Annotated in this window: 17 protein-coding genes; 7 read left to right on the forward strand and 10 right to left on the reverse strand. The window is 50.9% G+C overall.

The features are described from left to right. The first annotated feature begins 235 nt into the window (after positions 1-235). Positions 236-1789 carry a long-chain-fatty-acid--CoA ligase gene (locus tag RBT11_13515; GenBank protein MDX9787796.1) on the forward strand — a complete coding sequence of 518 codons (1554 nt, stop codon included), beginning with the start codon at positions 236-238 and terminating at the stop codon, positions 1787-1789. Between the two features lie 100 nt (positions 1790-1889). Here RBT11_13515 and RBT11_13520 read toward each other — a convergent pair whose 3' ends face one another. The 3 genes from RBT11_13520 to RBT11_13530 form a co-directional block, all read right to left on the reverse strand. Next, positions 1890-3833, reverse strand: a complete 1944-nt coding sequence (locus RBT11_13520) for an FAD-dependent oxidoreductase (protein MDX9787797.1) — start codon at positions 3831-3833, stop codon at positions 1890-1892. Between the two features lie 139 nt (positions 3834-3972). Beyond that, the gene (locus tag RBT11_13525) at positions 3973-5598 is read right to left on the reverse strand and encodes an AMP-binding protein (protein ID MDX9787798.1); all 1626 of its coding nucleotides are present in this window, start codon (positions 5596-5598) and stop codon (positions 3973-3975) included. Between the two features lie 217 nt (positions 5599-5815). Continuing rightward, positions 5816-8947, reverse strand: a complete 3132-nt coding sequence (locus tag RBT11_13530; protein MDX9787799.1) for a sigma-54 dependent transcriptional regulator — start codon at positions 8945-8947, stop codon at positions 5816-5818. Between the two features lie 334 nt (positions 8948-9281). Here RBT11_13530 and RBT11_13535 point away from each other — a divergent pair, with 334 nt between their 5' ends. Both RBT11_13535 and RBT11_13540 read left to right on the forward strand, forming a co-directional pair. Next, on the forward strand, positions 9282-10817 hold the full coding sequence (locus tag RBT11_13535; GenBank protein MDX9787800.1) for an AMP-binding protein: 1536 nt from the start codon (positions 9282-9284) through the stop codon (positions 10815-10817). A gap of 158 nt (positions 10818-10975) precedes the next feature. Continuing rightward, positions 10976-12112: an acyl-CoA dehydrogenase family protein gene (locus tag RBT11_13540; GenBank protein MDX9787801.1), complete on the forward strand. Its 1137-nt coding sequence runs from the start codon at positions 10976-10978 to the stop codon at positions 12110-12112. An 86-nt stretch (positions 12113-12198) separates the two neighbouring features. Here RBT11_13540 and RBT11_13545 read toward each other — a convergent pair whose 3' ends face one another. The 3 genes from RBT11_13545 to htpX form a co-directional block, all read right to left on the reverse strand. Continuing rightward, positions 12199-14106 carry a propionyl-CoA synthetase gene (locus tag RBT11_13545; GenBank protein ID MDX9787802.1) on the reverse strand — a complete coding sequence of 636 codons (1908 nt, stop codon included), beginning with the start codon at positions 14104-14106 and terminating at the stop codon, positions 12199-12201. Between the two features lie 314 nt (positions 14107-14420). Beyond that, positions 14421-14738 carry a YebG family protein gene (locus tag RBT11_13550; GenBank protein MDX9787803.1) on the reverse strand — a complete coding sequence of 106 codons (318 nt, stop codon included), beginning with the start codon at positions 14736-14738 and terminating at the stop codon, positions 14421-14423. A 65-nt stretch (positions 14739-14803) separates the two neighbouring features. Then, on the reverse strand, positions 14804-15733 hold the full coding sequence (gene htpX, locus RBT11_13555) for a zinc metalloprotease HtpX (protein MDX9787804.1): 930 nt from the start codon (positions 15731-15733) through the stop codon (positions 14804-14806). Positions 15734-16501: 768 nt separating this feature from the next. On the opposite strand from htpX, the gene RBT11_13560 reads away from it, so the two are divergent. The 3 genes from RBT11_13560 (at position 16502) to RBT11_13570 (ending at position 18224) form a co-directional block, all read left to right on the forward strand. After that, on the forward strand, positions 16502-16789 hold the full coding sequence (locus RBT11_13560; GenBank protein MDX9787805.1) for a hypothetical protein: 288 nt from the start codon (positions 16502-16504) through the stop codon (positions 16787-16789). Positions 16790-16834: 45 nt separating this feature from the next. Then, positions 16835-17071 carry a YheU family protein gene (locus tag RBT11_13565; GenBank protein ID MDX9787806.1) on the forward strand — a complete coding sequence of 79 codons (237 nt, stop codon included), beginning with the start codon at positions 16835-16837 and terminating at the stop codon, positions 17069-17071. A 70-nt stretch (positions 17072-17141) separates the two neighbouring features. Further along, the gene (locus tag RBT11_13570; GenBank protein ID MDX9787807.1) at positions 17142-18224 is read left to right on the forward strand and encodes a class I SAM-dependent RNA methyltransferase; all 1083 of its coding nucleotides are present in this window, start codon (positions 17142-17144) and stop codon (positions 18222-18224) included. A gap of 117 nt (positions 18225-18341) precedes the next feature. Here the strand turns inward: RBT11_13570 and RBT11_13575 are convergent, their stop codons facing one another. Further along, the gene (locus RBT11_13575) at positions 18342-18872 is read right to left on the reverse strand and encodes a peptidylprolyl isomerase (protein ID MDX9787808.1); all 531 of its coding nucleotides are present in this window, start codon (positions 18870-18872) and stop codon (positions 18342-18344) included. A 161-nt stretch (positions 18873-19033) separates the two neighbouring features. Then, positions 19034-21031 (reverse strand): ABC-F family ATP-binding cassette domain-containing protein, encoded by a 1998-nt coding sequence (locus RBT11_13580; GenBank protein MDX9787809.1) that lies wholly within the window; start codon positions 21029-21031, stop codon positions 19034-19036. Between the two features lie 222 nt (positions 21032-21253). On the opposite strand from RBT11_13580, the gene RBT11_13585 reads away from it, so the two are divergent. Continuing rightward, the gene (locus RBT11_13585) at positions 21254-21961 is read left to right on the forward strand and encodes a hypothetical protein (protein ID MDX9787810.1); all 708 of its coding nucleotides are present in this window, start codon (positions 21254-21256) and stop codon (positions 21959-21961) included. 508 nt (positions 21962-22469) lie between these two features. Here the strand turns inward: RBT11_13585 and RBT11_13590 are convergent. Both RBT11_13590 and RBT11_13595 read right to left on the reverse strand, forming a co-directional pair. After that, complete coding sequence (locus tag RBT11_13590; GenBank protein ID MDX9787811.1) at positions 22470-23105, reverse strand: acetate--CoA ligase family protein; 636 nt, start codon at positions 23103-23105, stop codon at positions 22470-22472. Then, complete coding sequence (locus RBT11_13595; protein ID MDX9787812.1) at positions 23098-24510, reverse strand: CoA-binding protein; 1413 nt, start codon at positions 24508-24510, stop codon at positions 23098-23100. The genes RBT11_13590 and RBT11_13595 overlap by 8 nt, the downstream gene beginning before the upstream one ends. Between the last annotated feature and the right edge of the window lie 183 nt (positions 24511-24693).

A 24693-nucleotide genomic window follows, 5' to 3' on the forward strand; every position in this document is an offset into this window, starting at 1 on the left:
TAGGTGGTATGCTTTTTGCTAAAACAAAAAATATGGCATAGCTTGCTTGGCACATTTAACGAGTCGGATGAATATGGAGTTAACTTCCGCATGCGTTTGAACGAAAGGTGATGAGATTAAAAATCGACGGCCAAATTGCCCGGCGAGGCGTGCCTATGATTGAGGCGCTTTGGTAATCGCTTACCGGCCAAAAGATTCTTACACATTCTGTTGAATTTAAAAGGAGGCATTTTTTATGTGGATTTATCCGGAAATAAAAACCTTGGCGGATGTGCCCGCCTATCACGCCCAACACAGAGGTGACGAAACCGTTTTTTTGCTGTCGGATCGATCGATTACCTTCAATGAATTGGAGCGGCAAAGCAATCGCGTCGCCAACGCGTTGGTGACAAAAGGGATTTCCGGGCATTCGCGAATCGCTTTTCTCGGCAAGAACTCCGAATTATACTTCTATGTGTTATTCGGCGCTATGAAAGCGGGGCACACGTTCACTCCCTTGAATTGGCGCCTCAGCGCCGTCGAACTCACGGTGATTCTCGAGGACGCGGCGCCTCCCGTTCTTTTTGCGGATGTTGCGTTCAAGGCGACGATTGAAAAAATTCAAGCCGAATCCGCGCATCAATTTCAAACGGTTTATATTGATTGGAGCACGCCGCGGCCCAAAGAACTGGAACAATTTCTTGAATCCGCCACCGATGACAGGCCGATGATTGAGATCAGCAGCGAGGATACCGCTTTTCAGATATATACCTCCGGCACTACCGGCGTTCCCAAAGGAGTGGAGTTGACCTTCGGCAGCGTGAATTTCTGGTTTCTTCTGCTGGATTTAGAGCCGACGTTGACGTACGCCACTCAGGACGTCATGTTGTTTATCGCGCCCAATTTTCACCTGCTGGGAATGCATTTTTCCATCAGTGCACTCTATAACGGGACGAAGGTGTCCATTCTTCCGGAGGTAAGATTCGATTCCATGCTCGATGCGATTCATAAGCATCGGGTATCCGTGCTCGTACTGGCGCCCATCATGATTGAAGGCCTCCTGAATGCCGCCGAGTCCAGCCCAGCGGATTTTTCGTCTCTGAAACTCGTTGTCTATGCGGGAAGCGCCATCGGTTTGAACCTGCTGAAGCGGGCGCTTAAAGAGATGAAATGCGATTTTATGCAATTTTATGGTGTAACGGAAGTCGGTGGCGGCGTGACCTTATTGCGGCCGGAGGAACACGATCTGGAAAATGAGGAAAAACTGAAATCCTGTGGCCGCCCCTTGCCCTATGTTGAGGTCAAGCTGATGGCTTTTAACGGACGTGAGGCGGGTGTCGGCCAGGCCGGTGAATTCTGGGTGCGTGTCCCCTCCGTTTTCAAACAGTACTATAATAAGCCCGCTTTGACTGAAGAGGTGTTAAAAAAAGGGTGGTACAAAACCGGCGATGTCGGCGTTTGCGATCAAGAAGGATTTTATTATATCATCGATCGCACGAAGGACATGATCATCTCCGGCGGCGAAAATGTGTATTCGATTGAGGTGGAGCAGGCGTTGATGAAACACCCGTCCGTTCAACAGGCGGCGGTCATCGGCGTGCCGGATGAAAAGTGGGGAGAAGCGGTCAAGGCGCTGATTGTGTTAAATGAAGGCGCCGTTGTGACGGCAAATGAGCTTATAACCCATTGCCGCGGTTTGATCGGCGGATATAAGATTCCAAAATATTACGATTTTGTGGAAAAACTGCCGACTTCCCCGACGGGCAAGGTGCTGAAAAAAATGCTGCGTAAAGACTATAGCAATCCATGAAGCCTGTTGGCTCGCGTGGGTTCAGAAGGATAGTCCGCGTGCAGCGCGGACTATCCTTATTTGCAATAATGGCACGGCGAAATCCTGCGATTGAAATTCACTAGGCCGTTGCGCCTGCCATAAACCCTTCCGTCAGCGCCTGGGTCATTTTCCGGGGTTCCGTACAATCGCCCACATAATAGACTTGCGGTACTTTTCCCCTCAAAAGGTGGGTCAGCGACCGGTTGCCCCGCATTCCAACGGCCAGCACAACGGTATCCGCCGGGAAAAGTTCGCTCTTGCCTTGACGGATGCCTTCAACACCTTTGTCGCTGATGCCGACGACCTTCGCGCTTAATTGGATGCCCACGCAGGCTTGCGCCAATCTTGATATCAGATGCCATCGGTTGATCTTACAAACGTCTTTGGCCGCGGAATCAAGCATTTCGATAATGACCGGCAGCTTTCCCTGCATGCTCAGGAATTCGGCCGTCTCGCATCCGACCGCGCCTCCACCGATGATAACGACATTCTGGCCGGTTTCCACCTTTCCCGCCAGAACATCCAGCGCCGTCACCACCTGCTTCAGGTCAACGCCGGGTATCGGCGGAATGATCGGATCCGAACCGATCGCGACAATCACCACATCCGGGCGTTCCCGCTCGGCGGTTTCCACCGTAAATTCGGTGTTCAGCATCACGTTAACAGAGGATCGCTCGACTTCCCGAATCAAATACGCATCTAATAACCCGATTCTTTTTTTATGCGGCGGAATAAAGGCCAGGTTCAACTGCCCGCCCAATTGCCCCGTTTTTTCAAAGAGGGTAACATGATGCCCTCTGGCAGCCGCAATTTTGGCCGCTTCCAAGCCTGCCGGGCCGCCGCCGACCACAAACACTTTTTTGGGTTTTTGCGCAGGCGTAAACGGATAGTCCGCTTCCCGGCCCGCTGCGGGATTCACCGAACAATGCACGCACACATTGTCCGCAATGGATTCCAGACAGTGCCCGCAGGTGATACAAGGCCGAATCTCATCCGTTCTGCCCGCTTTGGCCAAATTGGGAAAATCGGGCTCGGCGATCATGGCGCGGCACATATAAATATAATCGGCTTTTCCTTCTTCCAATATGCTCTCGGCGATTTCCGGCTCTTGAATCTGTGTCCCGGCGCCGATGGGAATCTGAACGGTTTCTTTAAGCGCTTGCGCGATGGAAGCCCACTGGCCCTGAGGGGTTGCCGGCGCGATCATGGGGATGGGATCTTCATGCCATCCGGGCAAGGCATCAATGGCGTGCACACCGGCCTGTTGCAGAATGAGCGCGATCTCTTTCAGGTCGTCTACAGTAATTCCGGATTTGGTCTTTTGAGGGGAAATCCGCGTCAGATAGGACCAATCCTCGCCGGCCTTCTGTTTACAATCCGCTAATATATCGGTCAGAAAACGCATTCGATTTTCTACATTGCCGCCATATGAATCCGTTCTTTGATTCGTGATGGGCGAGATAAACTGGGATACGAGATATCCGGCCGCGGCTAAATATTGAACGCCGTCAAACCCCGCTTCTCTGAGCCTTCCGGCCGCATCGCCGATATCCTCGATAATCTCCCTGATTTCATCCTCTTTCAACGGCCGGCGATGGGGTGAACACCCCGGAAGCGGTCCCCCCAGTCTAAACGGAGGATCCACCCGTTTGGTTATGGTGGTGCCCGACGGGCTGACAAATTCCACCGGACGTCCCGGAAACGCCCAGCTATAGGTTACCACCAGTTGCGCGACCACCTTGACATCGAATTCTTTACAGGCCGCCGCCAGCTTTGAAATTCCGGATATAAAGCGGTCATCATAAACGCCGGGGAAGGGGGGATTGTTATCGAGTCGGTTAGGGGTCATGGAGATGACGATGAGACCGGGTCCCCCTTTGGCGCGTTCTCGATAAAAACTGATGAACCGCTGGTTTATCTCTCCATAGGATAGAAAATTGGTGGCCATGGGCGCCATCACGATTCTGTTCTTCAATTCCATGTTTCCGATGGTGATCGGCGAAAATAGTTTTTTATATTTCAAGCCCCCTCCTTTTTTTGCACTATAGCAGGCCGTTTAAAAAAATCGAGCCCACGGCAGCCAACCGTAAGTTCGAAGGATAGTCCGGGTGAACCCCGGACCATCCCTTAAAGTCGCCGGGTTCTAAATCCCGGCGGTCTTTTTATATCACCATTTGTGTCGTTCTGCCCGTGAATTGACGTCTCAGCTCGATTTTGTCGAGTTTGCCGGTTGAAGTGACCGCCACATCGTCAATGAATTCGATTCGATCCGGTAGCCACCAGCTTTCGACCTTTGTTCTCAGGTGATTGAGCAATTCTTCTTGCGTACAAGTGGCGTTCTCTTTCAGTTTGACGAGCATCAGCGGCCTTTCCTGAAAACGGGGATGGGGGATACTGATAACGGCCACTCTGTCAACGGCGGGGTGATCCGATGCCGCGCTTTCAAGTATCTGCGTGCTGATCCATTCGCCTCCCGATTTGATGACGTCCTTGGTTCGATCCACGATCTCCACCCGGCCGTCCGGGGAGATACACGCGACATCACCCGTGCTTAGCCAGTCAAATTGTTCTTCTTCGCTTTGCCCCAGATAACGACCCGCCACGTTATTGCCCCTGACCTGCATTTCACCACAGGCAATGCCGTCGTGAGGCAGCGGGTTACCGTTTTCATCAATAATTCGATGCTTCGCGGAAAAGGCAATGCGGCCCTGATTTTTGCGGCGTATAATTTCTCTTTCCTGCTTGGGCAGTTTGTTGACGCCTGGCGGCAGCGTCCCCCTTGTGCAGCCCGGTGTCTCCGTCATTCCCCATTGCTGGCCGACCTCAATTCCATGTTGGTCAAAAAGTTCAAATAATTTGTCCGGTACGCGTGTGCCGGCGATTAAGGCGATTCTTAATGCCGAAAATGTTTCACCCGGTTTTAAGTTGGAAAAAAGATCCATATACAACGTGGGAACGGCGCCGATCATGGTCACTTCCTCGTTGTTGATCAGATCGATAAGCGCTCTGGCGGTAAAATCACGCCCGGGCAACACCAACTTGTGACCGTTCATGGGTGCTGTAAACGGCATTTGCCACCCATTGGCGTGGAAAATCGGGGCGATCGGCATAACGGTCATTAAATCCCCATTAATATACCCCCCGTACATATCGGCCATGGTCATGTTCATCGCGCTTAAGGTTGTGCTTCGGTGAGAATAAACAACGCCTTTGGGTTTTCCGGTCGTTCCCGATGTGAAACAAATGGTAGCCGCCTGCCTTTCGTCAAACTGAGGCCACTCGATGTCTTCGGCCGCTGTTTTCACCAGATCGGATTTTACGACGATATTTTTCAATGTGGTTGCCGGCATCGGTTCATTTTCATCCAGAAAAACCCAGCCCTTCACATTCGTCAACTTGTCTTGGAGTTGTTCGGCAAGGCCTATGGTCGCGCCATCCACAAAGATCAGCTCATTGTCGACTTTGTTTGACATATAGGCAATATTTTCAGCCGATAACCGTGGATTCAGGGTATGCAGGGAGGCGCCGATGCCTAAAACCCCATAAAAAACCTCTATGTGGTTTACCGTATTCCATGCAAGAGAGGCCATTCTGCTGTCAAGACCATAGCCTTGATCAATCAGCGCGTTGGCGAGCTTGGCTGCTTGTTTTCGCAGCGTTCGATAATTCCTTCTTTCTACTTGGCCATCTAATCGCCGACCGACCACTTCCGTTTCCCCATGACACTCCGCAGCGTAGTCAATCAGCCCGGACAATAACATGGGAACCTCCATCATCAAACCTTTCATTTGCATCCCCTCACTTTTTGCTGTTATTCGGTTAACAATATTATTTCTTTCAATAAATCCGCGCCATAAATTTTTCAGGAAAAATTACCTATCGTGCACTTTGTCTAAGCAATATTTATACCATACGCCTTTATTAGATTCTTCTATCTGATTATATTAGAAAAAAAAATTTTAGGAGGAGGGGCGGTGTTGATATATCAGCGATCGGCGCTCTTATTTAAACTGTATCCAAAGACATCCCCAGTTTTCTCATTCGAGAGTAGAGCGTACTTCGATTCAACCCGAGGATAGTTGCGGCGCCACGAGGCCCGCTTAATCGTCCGCCGGTTGTCTTTAGGACATAGGCGATATATTGGCGTTGCAATTCGAAAATCGTTGGCAATGCCTCAAAGGGGCCTGCTTGTTGGCCAACGGTTGTCGCGGCTAATTGCAGTTCCAGATGATTGTCATCCGATAGCAGCGCGCCTCTTTCAATAATATTTTTTAATTCGCGAATATTGCCGGGCCAAGGATAAGAGAGCAATGTCGAGGCATCGATGGGCGTAATGGGGGGCTGCTGACGTTTAAGGCGCTTACATGAGATTTCCAGAAAATGTCGCGCCAACAGAAGAATATCCTCTTTCCTGTCTCGCAGGGGGGGGATTTGCAACGGAAGGACATTGAGACGGTAGAATAGATCCTGCCGAAATCGACCGGCCTGAACCTCTTTGGAAAGATCGCGATTGGTGGCGGCAATCAGTCGAAAATTACATTTATGGACTCGGCTTCCGCCGACCCGGGTAAATGTTTTTTCTTCCAGAACCCGCAGCAGTTTCGCTTGAATTGAAAGCGGCAGCTCGCCCACTTCGTCGAGAAACAACGTGCCATCACCGGCCAGCTCAACGCGTCCGGGTTTCTGTCGGTCCGCGCCGGTGAAGGCGCCCTTTTCATGCCCGAACAGTTCGCTTTCCATAAGATTTTCCGCTATGGTCGTCGAATCGATAATGACATAGGGGCCTCTTTGGCGCGGGCTGTTGTTGTGAATCCATCGCGCCATAATTTCTTTGCCCACGCCGGTTTCGCCCTGAATCAAAATGGGGAAATCCGCATCGGCGATGCGCTTGGCTTTTTTGATCGCATTCAAGAACACGGGACTGTTGCCGACAAAGTTTTCTTTCAATGGGGTTCCCCGGTCGATAATTTCCTCGGATATTCGGCTGGGTTTACGCTGGGTGGTCTGGCAGTAATCCCATATTTGACGGCATAGGCCATCGAGGTAATTTTTGAAGAGGCTCAGAGAATGATCATCCAAAAAGTCAAAGCAGTCTGCAAGAACGGAATTGTCGTGATACAAGACACACCGGCGATCTTCTCCCAAGTTGATGGGGAGGCAAAGAACCGGAACCATTTTGACGGGATCGGTTTGTTCAACGGCGATCGGCAACTTTTTGAGAAAGGGGCGGTCCGTGAGAATGGCGTCTCTCATCAGTTTTATTCTGGGTCTGAAGTTTTCCGAGGCGGCCTCTATTTCGGTCAGGTTGACCGCGCCCAGGAGTTGCGGTTTCTCCTTTTTGATGTCCCCCTTGAATAAAAAAAATCCTCCCCGTTCGGCGCTGAAAAACCAATTGGTGGACGTTACCATGCGGCTGAGCAATATTTTCAGGTCCGAGGCCGGAACGAACTTTTCCAGAATATCGGAAAAACGGTTAAACACAACTTCCGGGGAAATAAAACTTTTAAGAAACGGGCCTTTGGAAACATTCTCGATCAAATGCTGAAGATCGTCGGGGAAAAAATGTTCCGCGTAGGCGGGCAGGTCCCGCCAGGCCTCCCGCGCATAATCTTGTGCTTTATTCCGGTTTCCTTTGGACAGTTCCAGTCGGGCCATCTCGATTTGCGTTTTGGACATTTCAACCTTAAAGCCGGTTTGTGCCATATATTCTATGCTGTTTTCAAGGTGGGCTTGTATTTGATCGACCGGGCCTTTTTGTATGGCGATGTGCTTCGCCAGAATTCGCAGCGCATAACCTTTAAGGGGAATGCTCGGTCCATTCATTAAAAATTCGACGGCGATATCCAAACCGCAGTTGGGCACACATGGCATATTGTAACGTTCAAATTCAAGGAGCATATCCAGAATCCATGGAAAGGCGGGGTATGCCACCCCAAGATTGCCGGTGGTGGCATCATTCAAGGCGTTCATGAAGGTAGTTCGGGCTTCCGTCAAGTTTCCCTTTAAAAATTGATAATAGGTCTTAAACAGCTTGGCCCAATATATTGCGAGCACATTGCCTTGTTCAGCGGCTTGATCCAGTGCAATGGCTATATGGGTCATTCCTTCTTTTTCTTTTTGGCGCCTTAGCAGAATATATCCCAAAACGGCCCTCAAAAGGGTAGCCGCCCCGAATTGTTGTTTTTGTTCCGCCATTCGATGAAAAATATCCAACATGGTAAAGGCGCGATCAAACTGGTAAAAGGCTAGAGCGGACAAACTCAGGAAGACCGGTCCGAACGGGTTGATGATATCGTTTTCGGAGAGCCGGGTTTGCTCCACGGTGGTTTCAAAATATGTCAGGGCTTTTCGATATTCCCCTTGAACATAATGAAAAAGCCCGGTAAAACCGGCTGCCTGGTTCAGAATATCCGCGTCTCCGAGCGCTTCCGCGGCCTGTTTTCCGGCCGAAAGCGATGCAACCGATTCAACATGCCTGCCGAAAAAATAAAATAGGCGCCCGATATGCATATCCAACAGCGCCCGAGAGCGTTTATCTCCCAGAGCATCTGAAATGGCGCATGTTTTTTGGAGCAGCGGCAGCATGTCGGGAAAACCTTTTCCGTTGGCAAAACCAAGGTCTGAAATTTTCAAAACCATGGAAATCAGCCGATTGCCCGTCCCGGTGGTTTTTGGGTGCGAAGGATGTGTTTCAAGAAGATGGTTTGCGAAATTAATTGCGGCATCCGCGTCCTGATGAAGAAGGGCCTTTTCCGTTAATGACAATTGAACAAGATCCGCCTCCTCCCTTCGCTGCGCTTGCAGATATAATTGAACCATAATGCGCGGGTCGAGGTTGTCCAACAGGTTGAATTTGTGCAATTTGTCGATAATATTTGATATTTGAACCGGTGTGGTCATCGCTTGCAGCTTTGTTTCGACCGCCGGCGGAATCTTTGCGGTGATGGCAAAGACATCGTTATCCGTTTTTTCAAGGATGTGAAGTTGCGTGGCGCGTCGAATCAGGTCAAAGAGGGGCACCGGCGTGAGTGGCACCAAGGTGCCAATAATGTCAATCGGCACGGATGTATTCAGGGCCTTCAGGACGGCCAAAAAATCCCATTGGTCCGGTGAAAACCGGGGTAGTTCATTTGTCATGAATGCTCCGTATCCGTTTATTTGCCCCCCGGCGCTATTGAACCCAGTTGAAATGTTTCGGCCATCTTATTTCCGGGGTGCGTTGATAACGATCAAGCGCGTAAATATTAAAACAAAAATTGGTTAAATGAAAGCATTTTTTTGACGAAATATCAGCATTTGGCCAACTGCCGCAGGGGGGCTATAGTGGTTATCTTTAAAAAAACAACAGATTGAAAATATTCTAATGATTGGTATAACTATTGCTTATCTGAAAGGCAGCATGGAATAATGGACAACATACCAGCCGGTTGGGATTAACATAGCATGTTGAATATAAAAGGAGGTAGTTTTTATGTGGATTTATCCGGAAATTAAGACGTTGGCGGATGTTCCCACTTATCACGCAAAACACAGGGGAGACGAAAAGGTCTTTTTGATGGCGGATCGATCGATTACCTATAATGAGTGGGAGCGGGAAAGCAACCGCATTGCCAATGCCTTGATAGAGAAAAAGGTTCCCAGGTATTCGCGAATCGGGTTTATCGGAAAGAATTCGGAATTCTACTTTTATGTTTTTTTCGGTGCCGTAAAAGCGGGGAGTGCCTTTCTTCCGTTGAACTGGCGGCTGACGCCCGCAGAGCTCGTGGTTATTCTTGAAGACTCGGCCATTCCCGTTTTGTTTGCTGATATCGAGTACAAAGGCACAGTTGAAAAGATTCTGGCATCATCCAGCCTTAAATTTGATGTGGTTTATATAAACCCGGAAGAAAAGCGGCCTGAAGAGCTTGAACAGTGGATTGCATCCGCAGACAGCACCCGACCGAAGGTTGATATTAATAATGAAGATGTCGCCTTTCAGTTATATACTTCCGGAACTACCGGTGTCCCAAAAGGCGTCGAACTGTCCGTAGAGGGCGTGAACTTTTGGTTCCTCCTGTTGGAGCTGGAGCCGGCATTGGACCACACGACCAAAGACGTCACCCTGTTTGTAGCACCCAACTTTCATCTGTTGCAGATTCATTTTGGCCTTGTCGCGTTATACAATGGCGCGAAGTTGTCCATCGTGCCGGAAGTGCGAATCGACAAGGTGATCGAAGCAATTGCCAGAGACCGGGTGACCTTGCTGATTCTGGCGCCTGTCATGATTGGCATGCTCCTGGATGCCCCCAACCATCAACCGGATGATTTTTCAAGTTTGAAAATGGTTGTCTATGCGGGGGCTCCCATTGGGTTAACGCTATTGCAGCGGGCGCTCAAAGAAATGAAGTGCGAATTCATGCAATTTTACGGCACCACCGAGATCGGCGGCGGTGTCACCTTGCTGCGGCCTAAAGAGCACGATCTGGAAAACGAAGAAAAACTCAAATCATGCGGCCGGCCGCTACCCTTTACCACCATCAAAGTGATGGATTTTAATGGGTGTGAAGCAGGCGTGGGGCAACCCGGTGAATGGTGGGTAAGAATACCGACGCTTTTTAAAAAATATTATAATCAGCCGGAGTTGACCGCTGAGGTGTTGATAGACGGATGGTATAACACCGGAGATGTTGGATATTATGATGAGGAGGGATTTTACTATCTGGTCGATCGCACAAAGGACATGATCATATCCGGCGGAGAGAATATTTATTCGATCGAGGTTGAGCAGGCTCTGCTTAAACACCCGGCTGTTCAGAACGTAGCGGTCATCGGGGTTCCGCACGAAAAGTGGGGCGAGGCAGTCAAGGCACTGGTGGTTCTGAAAGCGGGCGCAACCGCGACGCCCGAAGAGCTCATTGCGCATTGCCGGGAGTTGATCGCTGGATACAAAATACCGAAGTCATATGCGTTTTTGGATACGCTGCCGACATCACCGGCGGGAAAGGTTCTTAAAAAATTGCTCCGTTAAGCGCAATGAGAATTTCAAGTTTATTAGAGCCAGCTGATAGCTGATAGCTGATAGCTGATAGGTGATAGCTGATAGCTGATAGCTGATAGCTAATAGCTGATAGCTGATAGCTACCGGCGAAGCCGGGATATGTGAATAATAGAGGAGTATTGTTTTTCATGTTGGAACGAACTATTTATAACGAGGATCATCAGCTTTTTCGAGACAGTGTTAAGGAATTTCATAAACGTGAGCTATTGCCGAAGCTTGAAAAGTGGGAGAAGGATGGGATTGTGGATCGCGACTTCTGGCTCGCTTGCGGCGCGCAGGGCTTGTTGTTGCCGGACATACCTGAAGAGTACGGTGGCGGCGGGCTTGATTTTAGAATCAATGCCATCATTCTGGAAGAGACGGCGATGGCGGGAACGACCGGCCCGGCCTTTGCGGTTCATAATGACATTGTGGCCCATTATATTCATAAATACGGCACTGAAGCAGTAAAACGACAGTGGCTGCCCAAAATGGCCACAGGGGAAGCTATCGGCGCCATCTGCATGTCCGAGCCGGATACGGGCAGCGATTTAAAATCGATTAAAACCAAAGCCACCCCTACGGATGGCGGATATTTGCTGAACGGCTCTAAGACTTTCATTACAAACGGCATCAATTGCGGTGTGGGGGTTATTGCCGCTCGAAGTGGTGCTAGCAAAGACGCAAAAGCGATTTCCTTGTTTGTTTGTGATGCAACCGCTAATGGATTTACGAAAGGACGAAAACTCGATAAGGTGGGCAACCGGTCCTCCGATACGGCCGAACTGTTTTTTGACAATGTGTTTGTCCCGGCTGAAAACTTGCTTGGCAAGGAAGGGGCAGGGTTTAGCTATATGATGAATGAGCTGCCGCAAGAACGGATATCCATTGCGGTTTCTTGCCAGGCTTCGGCTCAGCATGCTTATGACATTACCGTTCCTTATGTTCGGGAACGAAAAGCCTTCGGTAGGCCCATTATTGATTTTCAAAATACCCGCTTTGTGTTGGCGGACATCAAAGCGAAGCTTCAGATCGGATGGGCTCACCTGGACGCCTGCATACAGGCGCTGGTGAATAAACAGCTCACCATCCACCAGGCGGCAGCCGCCAAGCTTTGGCACAGCGAGCTTCGCAGCAGTGTTGTGGATGACTGCCTGCAACTCTTCGGTGGCTATGGATATATTGAAGAATATGAAATCGCGAGACTCTGGCGCGATGCCCGCGTGATGAGACTCTATGGCGGCACATCGGAAATCATGAAAGACCTGATCAGCCGGAACCTGTAGCGGGAAGGGTGTAAACGAAGACCAAGGCATAACGGCGCAAATGCGCTCTTATGCCTTGGCGATAGACCAATGGCCGATGGTAGTGGTTATTCGGCTTTCCGCTTGGCAAATCCCATCCGAATCAACGCGTCTTGTATCTCGTTCAGTATTTCCGGATCATCGATGGTCGCCGGCATCGTGTATTCCGTGTTGTTGGCGATTTTTCGAATGGTGCCGCGAAGGATTTTGCCCGACCTGGTTTTGGGAAGTCGCTTGACGGTGGTAGCGACCTTGAAGGAGGCCACCGGCCCGATGCGGTCTCTGACCATCTGTACGACTTCCTTAACGATTTCCGCTTCATCCCGCGTAACGCCCGCGTTCAGGACTATAAAACCAACCGGAATCTGTCCCTTGAGGGTATCGTCCACGCCCAGGACCGCACATTCGGCCACATCCGGGTGATCCGCCAGCACTTCTTCGAGCGCTCCGGTGGAGAGCCGATGCCCGGCCACGTTGATGATATCGTCGGTTCGGGTCATGACAAAGACATAACCGTCTTCGTCGATGAAGCCTGCGTCGGCGGTTTTATAATAGCCGGGGAATTCTTTAAGGTATGAGGCGATATAACCGGCATCGTTATTCCAGAGCGTGGGCAGGGATCCCGGCGGCAACGGCAGTTTGACCACAAGCGCGCCAATCTTGCCGGCCGGAACGGGCCGGGATTTCCCGTCGAGCACGGATATATTCCACCCGGGCGCGGGTTTGGTGGGAGAGCCTTGCTTTACCGGAAACGCCTCGATCCCGAGGCAGTTGGCCGCGATGGCCCACCCGGTTTCCGTCTGCCACCAGTGGTCGATCACGGGCACGCGCAACTGCTTTTCAGCCCAGTGCAGCGTGTCCGGATCAGTGCGCTCCCCGGCCAGGTAGAGCGCTTTGAAGTGTGACAAATCATAGTGTTTTATCAACTCACCGGTGGGATCTTCGCGTTTGATCGCACGAAACGCGGTGGGTGCCGTAAAAAGCACATTGACTTTATGCTCGGAGATGACACGCCAAAAAACGCCGGCATCCGGCGTTCCAACGGGTTTTCCTTCAAACAGAACAGTGGTGCAGCCTTTGAGAAGGGGGCCGTAAACGATGTAGGAATGACCGACCACCCATCCCACATCCGAGGCGGCCCAGTAGACATCCCCCTGGTTGACGTTGTAGATGGCCTTCATGGTCCATTTAAGCGCGACCATATGCCCGCCGTTATCGCGCACCACGCCCTTTGGAACACCCGTCGTGCCGGAAGTGTAGAGAATATAAAGCGGATCCGTGGATGCCACCGGTACGCAATCGTGCGGTTTGGCCGTTGCCGTGAGATCATGCCAGTCATAATCCCGGCCGGATACCATGGCCGCTCTGACCATGGGGCGCTGGAAAATAATGCAGCACTCGGGTTTTGTAGACGCGAGCTCGATGGCGCTGTCCAAAAGCGGTTTATAGGGAATTACCCGCTTTACTTCTATGCCGCAGGAGGCGGACAGGATGGCTTTGGGCTTGGCATCATTGATGCGGGTGGCCAACTCCTTGGCCGCAAAACCGCCGAAGACCACGGAATGGATGGCTCCCAGGCGCGCGCAAGCCAGCATCGCCATAGCGGCTTCCGGAATCATCGGCATATAGATGATGACGCGATCCCCTTTGGTGACACCTTTTGCCGCCATGGCACCGGCAAGCCGAGCGATCTCATCCCTGAGTTCGGTATAGGTGTATTTTTTGATCGTATTGGTCACGGGGCTGTCGTAAATGAGCGCCACCTGGCTTCCCAATCCATTTTCTATGTGGAAATCAACAGCATTATAACACGTATTGACGCTGCCGCCGGGAAACCACCTGTAAAACGGTTTATTGGAATCATCGAGAACCTGATTATATTTTGTAAACCATTTGCAATCGTCCGCGGGGCCGCGCCAGAACTCGTCCGGGTTTTCAATGGATTGCCTGTAAACCGTTTCATAATGGTGGGTCATGAAGAAACCTCCGCTGTTTTTGATTTCAACCTATTAACATTACTTCCGGATCAGGCTGTCCTTTAGCGGGCTAACCCTTTCCGGAGTGGGTGATCATTCGTGTCGGGCTGACAGTAGTAAGAACCGTAGGGTCAGGCTGAGCCTGTTTGCCATGGTATTGCAGATGAGTTCAGTATGAATCGAATGGTCCGTCAATTCTTGAAGCGAGTCAAGTAAAAAAAACCGCAGGAGTTTATTAGTTAATTAAAATCAGTTGGTTAAACAACTCCTTCCCCCTTAACACGACCCCCTATCGCCGATCGGCGTGTTGAATGTCATTTATCTTTTTTGGGGCCTTTTTCTTTAACCGGAACAGGTTTTTTGGTTTCTTCCCCTGCCGTGTCATGCAATAGCCGGCCAGAGGGCATGCCTTTCAGAATTTGGATCACTTCCTCTCTGTTTTGGGAAAAGTAAATGGAAAGCTCCTCCATCTGTTCTTCCTTGAGATCGATATGTTCCGCTTTTTCCATGAATGAGACCAGATTTTCGGCGATATCGAGCATTTTGTCATGCGCATCGGCTTCCTTTTTGCTTGTGTACATTCCCACCTCTTTCCCGTCTCTGATAACAAGGTAGCGCACTTCAACTGCCATTTTTTAGATCCTCTCGTTAAGCGGGTTGCTTGGTTAAAGATATTGGTAAAGGAGTTGGCTGAAGATTATTTAGACAACCGGTCCCAAAAGGCACGGCCCTGTTCCGCCATGTTTGTCCGTTGCCGGCCGGGCCCTGATATCGCTGCGGGGGGCGCCCCGCCGCGAAGGCGGGCAATGCGCTCGGAAAGGGGAGGATGGGTTGAAAAAAGGCTCATCAAGCTTTTTCCGCTCAGCGGGTTGACGATAAACATATGGGCGGTCTGAGGATTGGCATTCATGGGGAGTCGTCCTGAATAAGCGCCGAGTTTCTCAAGCGCATCGGCCAATCCGTTGGGATGCCCCACGATGCCGGCCCCTGTGGCATCGGCCAGGTACTCCCTGGATCTGGAGATGGCCATTTGAATGAGCATGGCCGCCAACGGCGCGATAATCGACATGATAATCAGACCGAAACCGCTCAACCCGCCTTCCTCGTCGTCGCTTCGCCCGCCGCCGAAAATAGCGGACCACCTGGCCATATTGGCCAGCATCATGATGGCGCCCGCCATGGTGGCGGCAATGGAGCCGATCAAAATGTCCCTGTTTTTGATATGAGCCAACTCATGCGCCAGAACCCCCATGATTTCATCCCGTCCCATCAGTTTCATCAACCCTTCGGTAACCGCCACGACAGCGTGCTCGGGATTTCTGCCGGTGGCGAATGCGTTGGGCGTATCCTGCGGAATGATATATACCTTGGGCATGGGAAGCCCGGCGCGCATGGCAAGTGTACGGACCATTTCATAGAGATCCGGCGCCTGTTGCTGAGTAGCCTCTTGGGCGCGATACATTCTCAATACGATTTTATCAGAAAACCAGTAGCTGAAAAAATTCATGGCAACAGCAAAAAAAAAGGCGATGACCATTCCCTGGCTGCCCCCGAGAAGCTGTCCGATCAATATGAACACGACCGTCATGACGGCCAGCAAAAAAGCGACGCGGAACTGGTTTCCCATGTTGAAATACTCCTTAAATATTATAACAAGTTATATATGAAAATCATCAAGCGGCCCCTTCATCTTACGAAACTTGCGGTCATAATAGCCACCTTGTTTATTCCCGGGCATTCCGAAGAATGAGCCGATTAAAATTGAACCATTCGTTTACGACAGTGTAATTAATATAATAATAAGACGGGGAAAAAGCAATGCTCGGGCATCCGCCACAGTGATTTTGTTTTGGTATAAATTGCGTTAAAATTCTTTTTGTTATGAATAATTCCGGTCTTACACCCCTGCCCCGAAGGGGCTTTGTCAACTATCCCAGGGTTGCGGCGAAGCCGCTACCCTGGGGAAACGATAAACCAGCCAATTAACCATCAACCCCAACGGGGTTGTGTCCGTCTTTCGCATTCCGAAAGAACGACTCGCGGCCTTTCGTTGAAAACACCAAAGGAATGTGAACGGTGGAAACGGCTGCGGCATATCAACGCCCTTCCATTGACACAACCCCGTTGGGGTTGTTGACAAACCGGTTCGTATCTCGCTTCCCAGGGTAGCGGCTTCGCCGCGACCCCGGGCTATGTTACAAAGCCCCGTTGGGGCATGTGGCCCTGTTCATCGTCCCGGCCGATTTTACTGCGTACAACCCAGCATCCGGATATGCAACGTCATCATGACTTCTTGTCCTGAGGTAGAGCAAATTCACCGTGGAGCGTTTGCACTGCCCGCTTGTTTCCACTTAGTATGTATGATAGCTAAACACGGTTATATAGAGGAGCGTTTATGGCCGGCTTTCAGGAACTGTTGATTATAGTTGTTATTTGTTTAGGCATTTTTTTTGTCCCGCGGATGTTGTCGAAAAGGCCTGTGGTTGCCAACGTTCTGCAAAAGCGCGCCATGTCCGGAAAGCTGCGGATTGCGGTGGCTGTTTCGGTGGTTCATTTGTTCCTGCTTGGCGTTCTCCTGAAACCGTGGCGTAGTGATTCTATGCCCTTTTTATATTTCGGCGTCGCTCCGGTTGCGGTTGGGTGGCTGGCGATATGGGTGTATGCCGGGTTTAAATCGCGTTAAGTCGGGTTTTTCTTCAGAAGGCGAGCCGGAGTCGCACATAGATCCATGATGATCCCCTTTGAAAGGATTGCTGCGCAAGTGCTTGATGCGCTTATCGAAGAATTCGTTACTCGTGAAGGCACCGATTCCGGGTACATCGGCGAATCACTGGACCGCAGTGTTGCCGACGTCCGGCAACAGCTTTTCCGAAAAGAGGCTTACATTGTCTACGAGGAGAAGACCAAGGAATGGAATATCGTCTCCCGATCCTTCCTGACCACGCATTTACCCAATAAGGTGTAATTATTTTAATATGTATCTTTACCAAAACACAAACCGTTATTTTGCGCAAATTCCGGGAGGCCTTGAGGACTTGGCACTCGATGAACTCAGGCGCCTGGGGGCGACCCGGGTGAAAGCCGAGTACCGCGGCGCCTCTTTTTCAGCGGATCCGGCTGTCCTTTACGGGATTAACTATCAGTCGCGGTTGGTGACGCGTGTCTTGGCGCCCCTCGTGTCATTTACCTGCGATGATCGGGATGATATTTACCGGGCCGGTAAATCCGTCGATTGGGTGAAGTTTTTACCGGTCGACGGAACCTTTGCCATCTTTTCAAATGTGTCCGGCAACGACCAAATCACGCATTCAAATTTTGCCTCTCTTTGCCTGAAGGATGCCGTGGCCGACTATTACACCAGCCGATTCGGCATTCGTCCGAATGTTGAAAAGTTGGTTCCGGATATGTGGGTGAGCCTTCATGTCGAAAAAACGCGCGGACTCATCAGTGTGGATACATCCGGTGGTTCCCTGCACCGGCGCGGATACCGGCAGGAGTCCGTAGCCGCGCCCATGCAGGAAATTTTGGCGGCCGCGATGGTGACCCTTTCCGGTTGGCGGGGAGAAAGACCGCTCTATGATCCCATGTGCGGTTCCGGAACGCTGTTATGTGAGGCCATGATGGCCTATTGTCGCATGCCCTCGGGATATCTGAGGAAAAAATTCGGATTTACGCGGTTGCCGGATTTTGACCGCCGCCTCTGGGACCAGGTCAAGAGAACGGCGGATCAAGCCATTCGCCCCCTGCCGCCGGGACTTGTGGCGGGCAGCGATGTGGATCGAGGCGCAATACGGGCTGCCGAAAAAAACAGGTCGCTGCTTCCCGGTGGAAAAGAAATTAAAGTTATTCAAAGGGATTTTAATGATCTGAATGGGCTTGAGAACAACGTGATTCTGTGTAACCCGCCTTACGGTATTCGAATGCAGCACCCTGATGATTTGGGTGAATTTTATAAAGGAATGGGCGATTTTTTAAAACAGCGCTGCAAGGGGTCGAGCGCCTTCATCTTCATTGGCAACCGGGAGATGATCAAGCGCGTCGGCCTGAAACCATCCTGGAAAAGGCCGATGAAAAACGCGGGCCTGGACGGAAGACTGGTTAAATATGAATTGTTTTAAGACTTGAATTCCACGCAAAGACGCTAAGATCGCAAAGCAAAAACACACAGGGCTTATTCTTGGCGTTCCTGGCGGCTTTGCGTGAAAAAATAATTCTAACGAATCCGTCAATCTGTCTTAACACCCGCAATCGCTTGAGCAATCCCCGTCACATCCACACCCGCCGGTGGCGGGGTTGGAAGATCCGCATCCGCATCCAACGGGGGGCTGGGTGGGCGCTTTCGTGATCCCGACCACTTCAATTTCAAAGGTCAGGGATTCACCCGCAAGCGGATGATTCAGATCAAGCGTGATTTGCTCGTCGGTCACTTCGATGATGGTTGCGGGGATTTGTCGTCCGTCCGGCGTGGTCAGCCCGACGGTTTGATCGACCAAAGGGATAAATTCAGCAGGGACAACCGATCTTGGAACGATGTGCTGCTGGCTTTCATCCCGAAGCCCATAAGCCTCTTCCGGTGCTAACGTGATGGTCTTTTTTTCATTTTCGGTCATTCCTATCAGCGCATCCTCAAAGCCCTTTATCAGTTGCCCTTCACCGATCAGGACTTCAATCGGGGCCTGTCCCTCGCTGGTATCAAACACATGCCCGCCCTCAAGCGTTCCCCTGTAGTTGACTTGTACAAACAAACCGTTTGCCACTATTGCCATGATAAACTCCTTTGGTTTGCACCTAAAACCCGCAGCAACTGTTTTTTTTAAAAACGCTCCGATGAGGGAAAGTTTGACCAGCATTTGAAGGATCTAGACTTGATTGATATTTTTGTACCAATTTAGATATCAAACCGAATAAGTCAAGCTCAACATTTTTTTTATTGTCCGATTTCAGCGGCCTCTTCAAAGGCTTTTAACTGCTCATCAAAGGGTTTCGCTTTGGCGTCGAGTTCCTCACTCAGCTTTTCGAGTTCATCAAAGCGGCGCTCGATCACGGTCTGACACGCATGAAGCGTTTGGGATAATTTAGCGATTTTTTCGCCATCACCGGTTTGAGAGGCTAAGAGCATTTCTTCATTCAGGGTCAATAGCTTTTTTTCATTGGCATCGATTTCGTTTTCGGCGGCTTCTATTTTCTTTTCAATCGGCTTGACGACTTTAGCGCGCTCGGTCAGGATTTCCGATCGCCGCCGGCGCAGCTCCTTGCGATTTAATTTGATCGCGGGTTCCGCCGCATTCGCCGGCGCGGAAAGTCCGGCCGGTGGATCCTCACCTTCCCACCCTTTATATTCCAGAAAGCGCTGATACCCGCCATCAAATACCGACACGCCTTCATTTTGGAAGACGATGAGCTTTTCGGCCAGCGCATGGAGAAACATCTCGTTATGGGTGACCATGATCAGGGCGCCCGGAAAACTATCCAAAGCGGAAAGCAGTGCATCGCAGGAATCCATATCCAGGTGGTTGGTCGGCTCATCCAGCAACAGCACATTGGTGGGCGTTACCAGCAGTTTTCCCAGCATGACCCGGCTTTTTTCTCCTCCCGAGAGCACCGATATCTTTTTAAGGGCATTGTCTCCCTCGAACATCATGGCGCCGGCGATGTTTCTGGCCAGTTGGCGTTCCACTTGCGGCGCGGCGTAAAGAATTTCTTCTTCAACGGTTCGTGCATCGCGCAGGGAGTCTACGTTTGTCTGCTCATAAAACCCCTTTACCGCCACCGGGTGATAGCCGATATCCCCCTGCTGTTGGGGTAGGGCACCGGCCAGAAGTTTAATGAGGGTTGTTTTCCCTTTGCCGTTTTTACCGATGATGCAAACCCGCTCCCTGGCCCCCACGGAAAAGGAGAGTTTCTGAAACAAAGGGGATTTCAAGTCATAGCCGAAAGCGAGGTTGTCAACCCGCAACACCTGCTTGGCCGGAAACGGTTCATAGCGGAAAGAGAAATCGAGGGCCTTTATATTTTCCAGCTTGTCCCGCTTTTCCATTTTGGAAAGGGTTTTGACCCGGGATTGAACCATGTTGGCCAGACGGGCTTTCGCCCGAAAGCGGGAAATAAACAGCTCGATTTCCTTTTTCCGTTTTTCATCATTGGCGCGGGTTTTTTCGTATATTTCTTCATCCTGGGCGATCTGGTTGTAGTATTTTTCCGTATCCCCCTTGATTTTTCGCATTTTGTTGCGATGAATGCCCAAAGTGTGAGTGACCACCTTGTCCATGAAATTCCGGTCGTGGGTGATGAGCATCAGCTCATGAGGCCAACTGACCAGGAATCGCTCGATCCAGCGAATGGAAGTGATGTCCAGGTAGTTGGTGGGTTCATCCAGTAGCAGCAGGTCGGGTTCGGCCACGAGCACCTTGGCCAGATTCAATCTTACCTGAAAGCCGCCTGAAAATTCAGATGGGTGCCGGGTCATGTCCAATAAAGAAAACCCGAGGCCCGCCAGTATTTTTTCCACTTTCCATGCCTGATCCGATGCGGCTTCCGGCAGCCCGGTCATGCCTTCTTCAAGCACGGTGGGCTTGGTGAATCTCAGGTGCTGAAGCACATGGCCGATCCGGTAATTTTTGGGGATGTGAATCACCCCTTCATCTGGCTCTTCGAGGCCGGTGATGATTCTAAAGAGGGTGGTTTTTCCATGCCCGTTTCGGCCCACCAGGCCAACCCGCTCCCGCGAATTGATCTGAAAGCCGGCCTTGTCGAAAAGCATATGGCCCGCAAACCCTTTGGATAAATTTTCAATACTGATCATGATCTGGTTCCATCGATCGCTGGTGCAACCGGCCCGAAGTTCCGGTGTTGCGCTGAAAGAAATATGATGCGTGTCATAGTGCACCGGGGGTTGGATGTCAATATTCCGTATGGTTCCATGCATGCCGTGTTCCGATCCAGCGCAAAAACGGGTTTCCGCAAAAAATGAGTGCCATGCAAGTGCACAGCGTTGCCGGGGCATGGTGACTATTGCAATGGCGCCTATTCTTATATAATCACAATGAGTCCTTATCCGTTCACCCACCGCCTATCGCATGGCGCTTGGATGTGTTGAATGGGGTAGGGCAGAAGGTATACGTTTAACGTGACGGAGGATTTTTTTTCAATGAATATGAAATACTGTCATTTGCCTATCGTCATTATTATTTTGTTTTTTTTCATGCTCGGTTCCCCGGAAAATTCAAGCGCCTGGAACGATGAAACGCATTTGGCCATCGCCAAAGCCGCCGGATATTATAAATGGTTTAATGCCGCCGGCGCCGACATGATCAAAATAAAGGCCGGCAAGATCGAGGGGAGCAATCATTACGTCAATAATTCAAGGCACGCCGTGATCACACCGCCGATCATAGAAGCTCAGATGAAGCGGTATAACCAGCAAGATCGGGACGGGCATCTTTATGGCGCCATTGTTCACGCAGTGCGCGATTATGTTGAAATGAGAAAAAAAGAAAAATACGGCGAATACCATTTGGCATTTTGTGCGCATTATATTGGTGATTTGAGCATGCCCATGCACAATGTTTTTTATTCGGCGTTTAACAAAAAATTTCACCGGAAAATGGAAAAGTGGGTAAATGAGGAAGGGCTGGACAGCCTCGTCGGCAACATCACCATCTATCCCGTCAAAATTGATTCGGAAAAAGACCTGATCAAAGAAATTGCGCGAATAGCCAACATTTCAATTGCGCTTGGTTACCGGCTTGAATCCGAAAACCGGCTCATTACCAGACCGGAGGCATACCAACAGTTAAGCCACAGCGCCTCTCTGTTTAAAGCGGTGCTTGATTATGTGAATATGATATCGGATTAATATCAAATTTGTAACAGGTTAGCTCTTTGAAAAATTATCTTCGGAAATCGGAAAAAAAGCTGGCATCAGAAAAAAGCGATATAGTATGTAGTCCTCAACACGTTGGAGGACTTGATGGAGCCAGTTGTTTTCCGATATCGCACGCGTTCTCGCCCAGCATGGAATCAATCTGTTTGACGCCGTGCTTCGGGCAATTCACCCGGCGGCCACCCCGGATACTGAACCACGCGAATGACGGGATGGTCGCGCAGCCAGGTCCGCTCCTGCTCGGAAAGGGTATTGATGAAGGCGTTTGAAACCGGTGTCCTATCGGGGTTACCTTCCGGCCCGCTGATTCGCCTTCGCCGTTAACAGCAAGCTTATCAGCATCAGACTCAAAAGCGTTTTTAACTTCAGTGCACGGGGAAAGTAGTTATCCTTCAATGATCTTTCTGCTTGGCCGGGAGCATTCTTCAGGCCGAAGCGGCATGGTTGACCCGTTCCGCCCAGCTTTCGGCTTTGCCGCTCTTCAGGATAATACCATGCGCGCATCAACCGCGATAAGGCCTTCGGGCTTCACCAATACGGGATTGAGGTCGAGTTCGAGAAGGTCTTGCCTGGAAATCGCAAAGGTTGCGACTTTCTCCATGACACTGACCACCTGTGCCTCATCAACAGCAGGCAGGTTTCGAAACCCCTTCTTTAATTTTGGCCACGAAGTTAAGTCATCAAGCATTTCGTGAAAATCGGCCTTTGTGGCTGGCAGCAGCCGAAAGGACACATCATCGACCAGTTCCAGCAGGGTTCCCCCCAGCCCCGCACTCAGGACCGGCCCGAACTGAGAGTGCCGCTGAAAACCGATAAAAAGCTCCGCGCCACCGGAGAGCATGGGTTCCATAATGATTTTTGCCTCGGGGTCGAGCTTTTCCCTCAGATCACAGAGCCTGCCGAAAGCGCTTCCCAAATCCGCGTCGGTAAAAAGGTTCAGGTGTACGCCGCCCACTTCCGATTTATGGACAAAGGCGGCCGATGAGAATTTAAGCGCAACCGGATAGCTCATTTCCATGGCAATTTGAGCGGCGTGCGCCATGTTGTCGACTATCGCCAGGCGAATGACGGGAACGCCGGCGTTTGTCAGCAATCTATTGGCTTCGTGTTCAGGCATGATCATCGGCGCTGATCCTCTTTAAAAAATGGCTGCGCGAAAGCAGCGCGTTCAGGGCGACTGCGCCGTCCTCCGGGGTTGAAAACACACAGACGCCTTTTGCGGTGAGTTCCTTCAGGTAGGGCGCGGTCTCAAAATATTTTCCCATAAGGACGAGCACGACACTTTTACCGGAATGTTGTTTGATCAGGGAGACAAGTTCGACGGACGGTACCCGCGTGTGCGCGCTGTAAGCATAAACCAGCAGGTAAGCGTCGTAATCTTCGTTTAGAACGGTTTCAAACACACTGCTATAAAATTTCGGCAACGAACCGGGGCCGGTCAGGTCCACGGGGTTTTGCAGGTCGACGGGAATTTTTTCGCCGATAACGGACCTCACCTTGCTTCTGGCCCGGTCAGTCAGGTCCGGCAATTCCCACCCCTTTTCCAGCAGCCGGTCCATGGCCACGATACAAGGTCCTGCGGTGTAAGTAAAGGCGCATAGCCGGTTGCCTGCCGGAACCCCTACCATGCTGAGGGCCTTGGCCGCGACCGCCGCCTCATGGGTGGAATTCACCTCCAGGGCGCCGGCCTGCTTGAACATGGCCTTGTAGAGCCGATATTCGCCGGTAAGGCTGCCGGTATGCGTTGCGGTTGCCTTTGACACCCCTTCATTTTTTCCGGCTTTGTAGACAACGAGCGGCTTCTTCAGGGCGGTGGCCCTCAATGCCTCATATAAAGACCGGGGGTCTTCCACACCTTCCACAAACAGCGCAAAAGCGTGAATGTCGGGCGCGTCCCTTAAAATTTGCAGGTAGTCGGCAAAATTCAGGACCACCTGGTTGCCGACCCCGACGAAGTAGCCCGGCTCACAGAACATGTCTTGAAGGCGGAATGCGATCGTCATTCCGACGCCGCCGCTTTGTGAAATAATGGCGATGTTGCCACGATCGGATGTAAAATGGCTGAATACGCCGTTTTGCCCCTGGTTGAGTGCGCAAAAACCGAGCGTGTTGGGTCCGATAACGGGCAGTTCATATCTAAAAGCGATTTCTTTTAGCCGTTCATGAAGGACTCCGCCCCCAGCGCGCACCTCACCGAAGCCTCCCGCCACGATGGTGACGGCGCCGACACCATGTTTTGCCGCGCGTTCCGTCATATCCACCGCAAGCCGTTCGTTTAACACCAGGATGGCCAGGTCCGGAGGCGGATGGATGGATTCCAGGTCGGGGTAGCATTTTTGCCCAAGTATCTTATCGTGTTTCGGATTGACCGGAAGGACCTCACCCTTGAAACCATAAGTAATCAGGTTATAGACGGGACCCATTCCAATAGAAAGCTGGTCCTCTGATGCGCCCACAACGGCGATGCGTTTGGCGTGAAAGGCTGCTCTCAATCTCTTTTCCATTAAAGGCGTCAGTGGCATTTTTCCCTCTTTGTCGGTGATATGAAAACCTCTTTTTTTGTACAGCAAAACAGAGGCTATTACAACAGTCAATCTGCCGGAACGCTGGCCGCCGTGTTTTCAGTGCGCCGTTGCGCCTTACCACGGCGGATTTCGGGAAAGTGCTTTTCGAAGATCCGCAGTTCATGTATATAAAAAGACGTA

Source organism: Desulfobacterales bacterium, from assembly GCA_034003325.1.
GTDB lineage: Bacteria > Desulfobacterota > Desulfobacteria > Desulfobacterales > JAFDDL01 > JAVEYW01.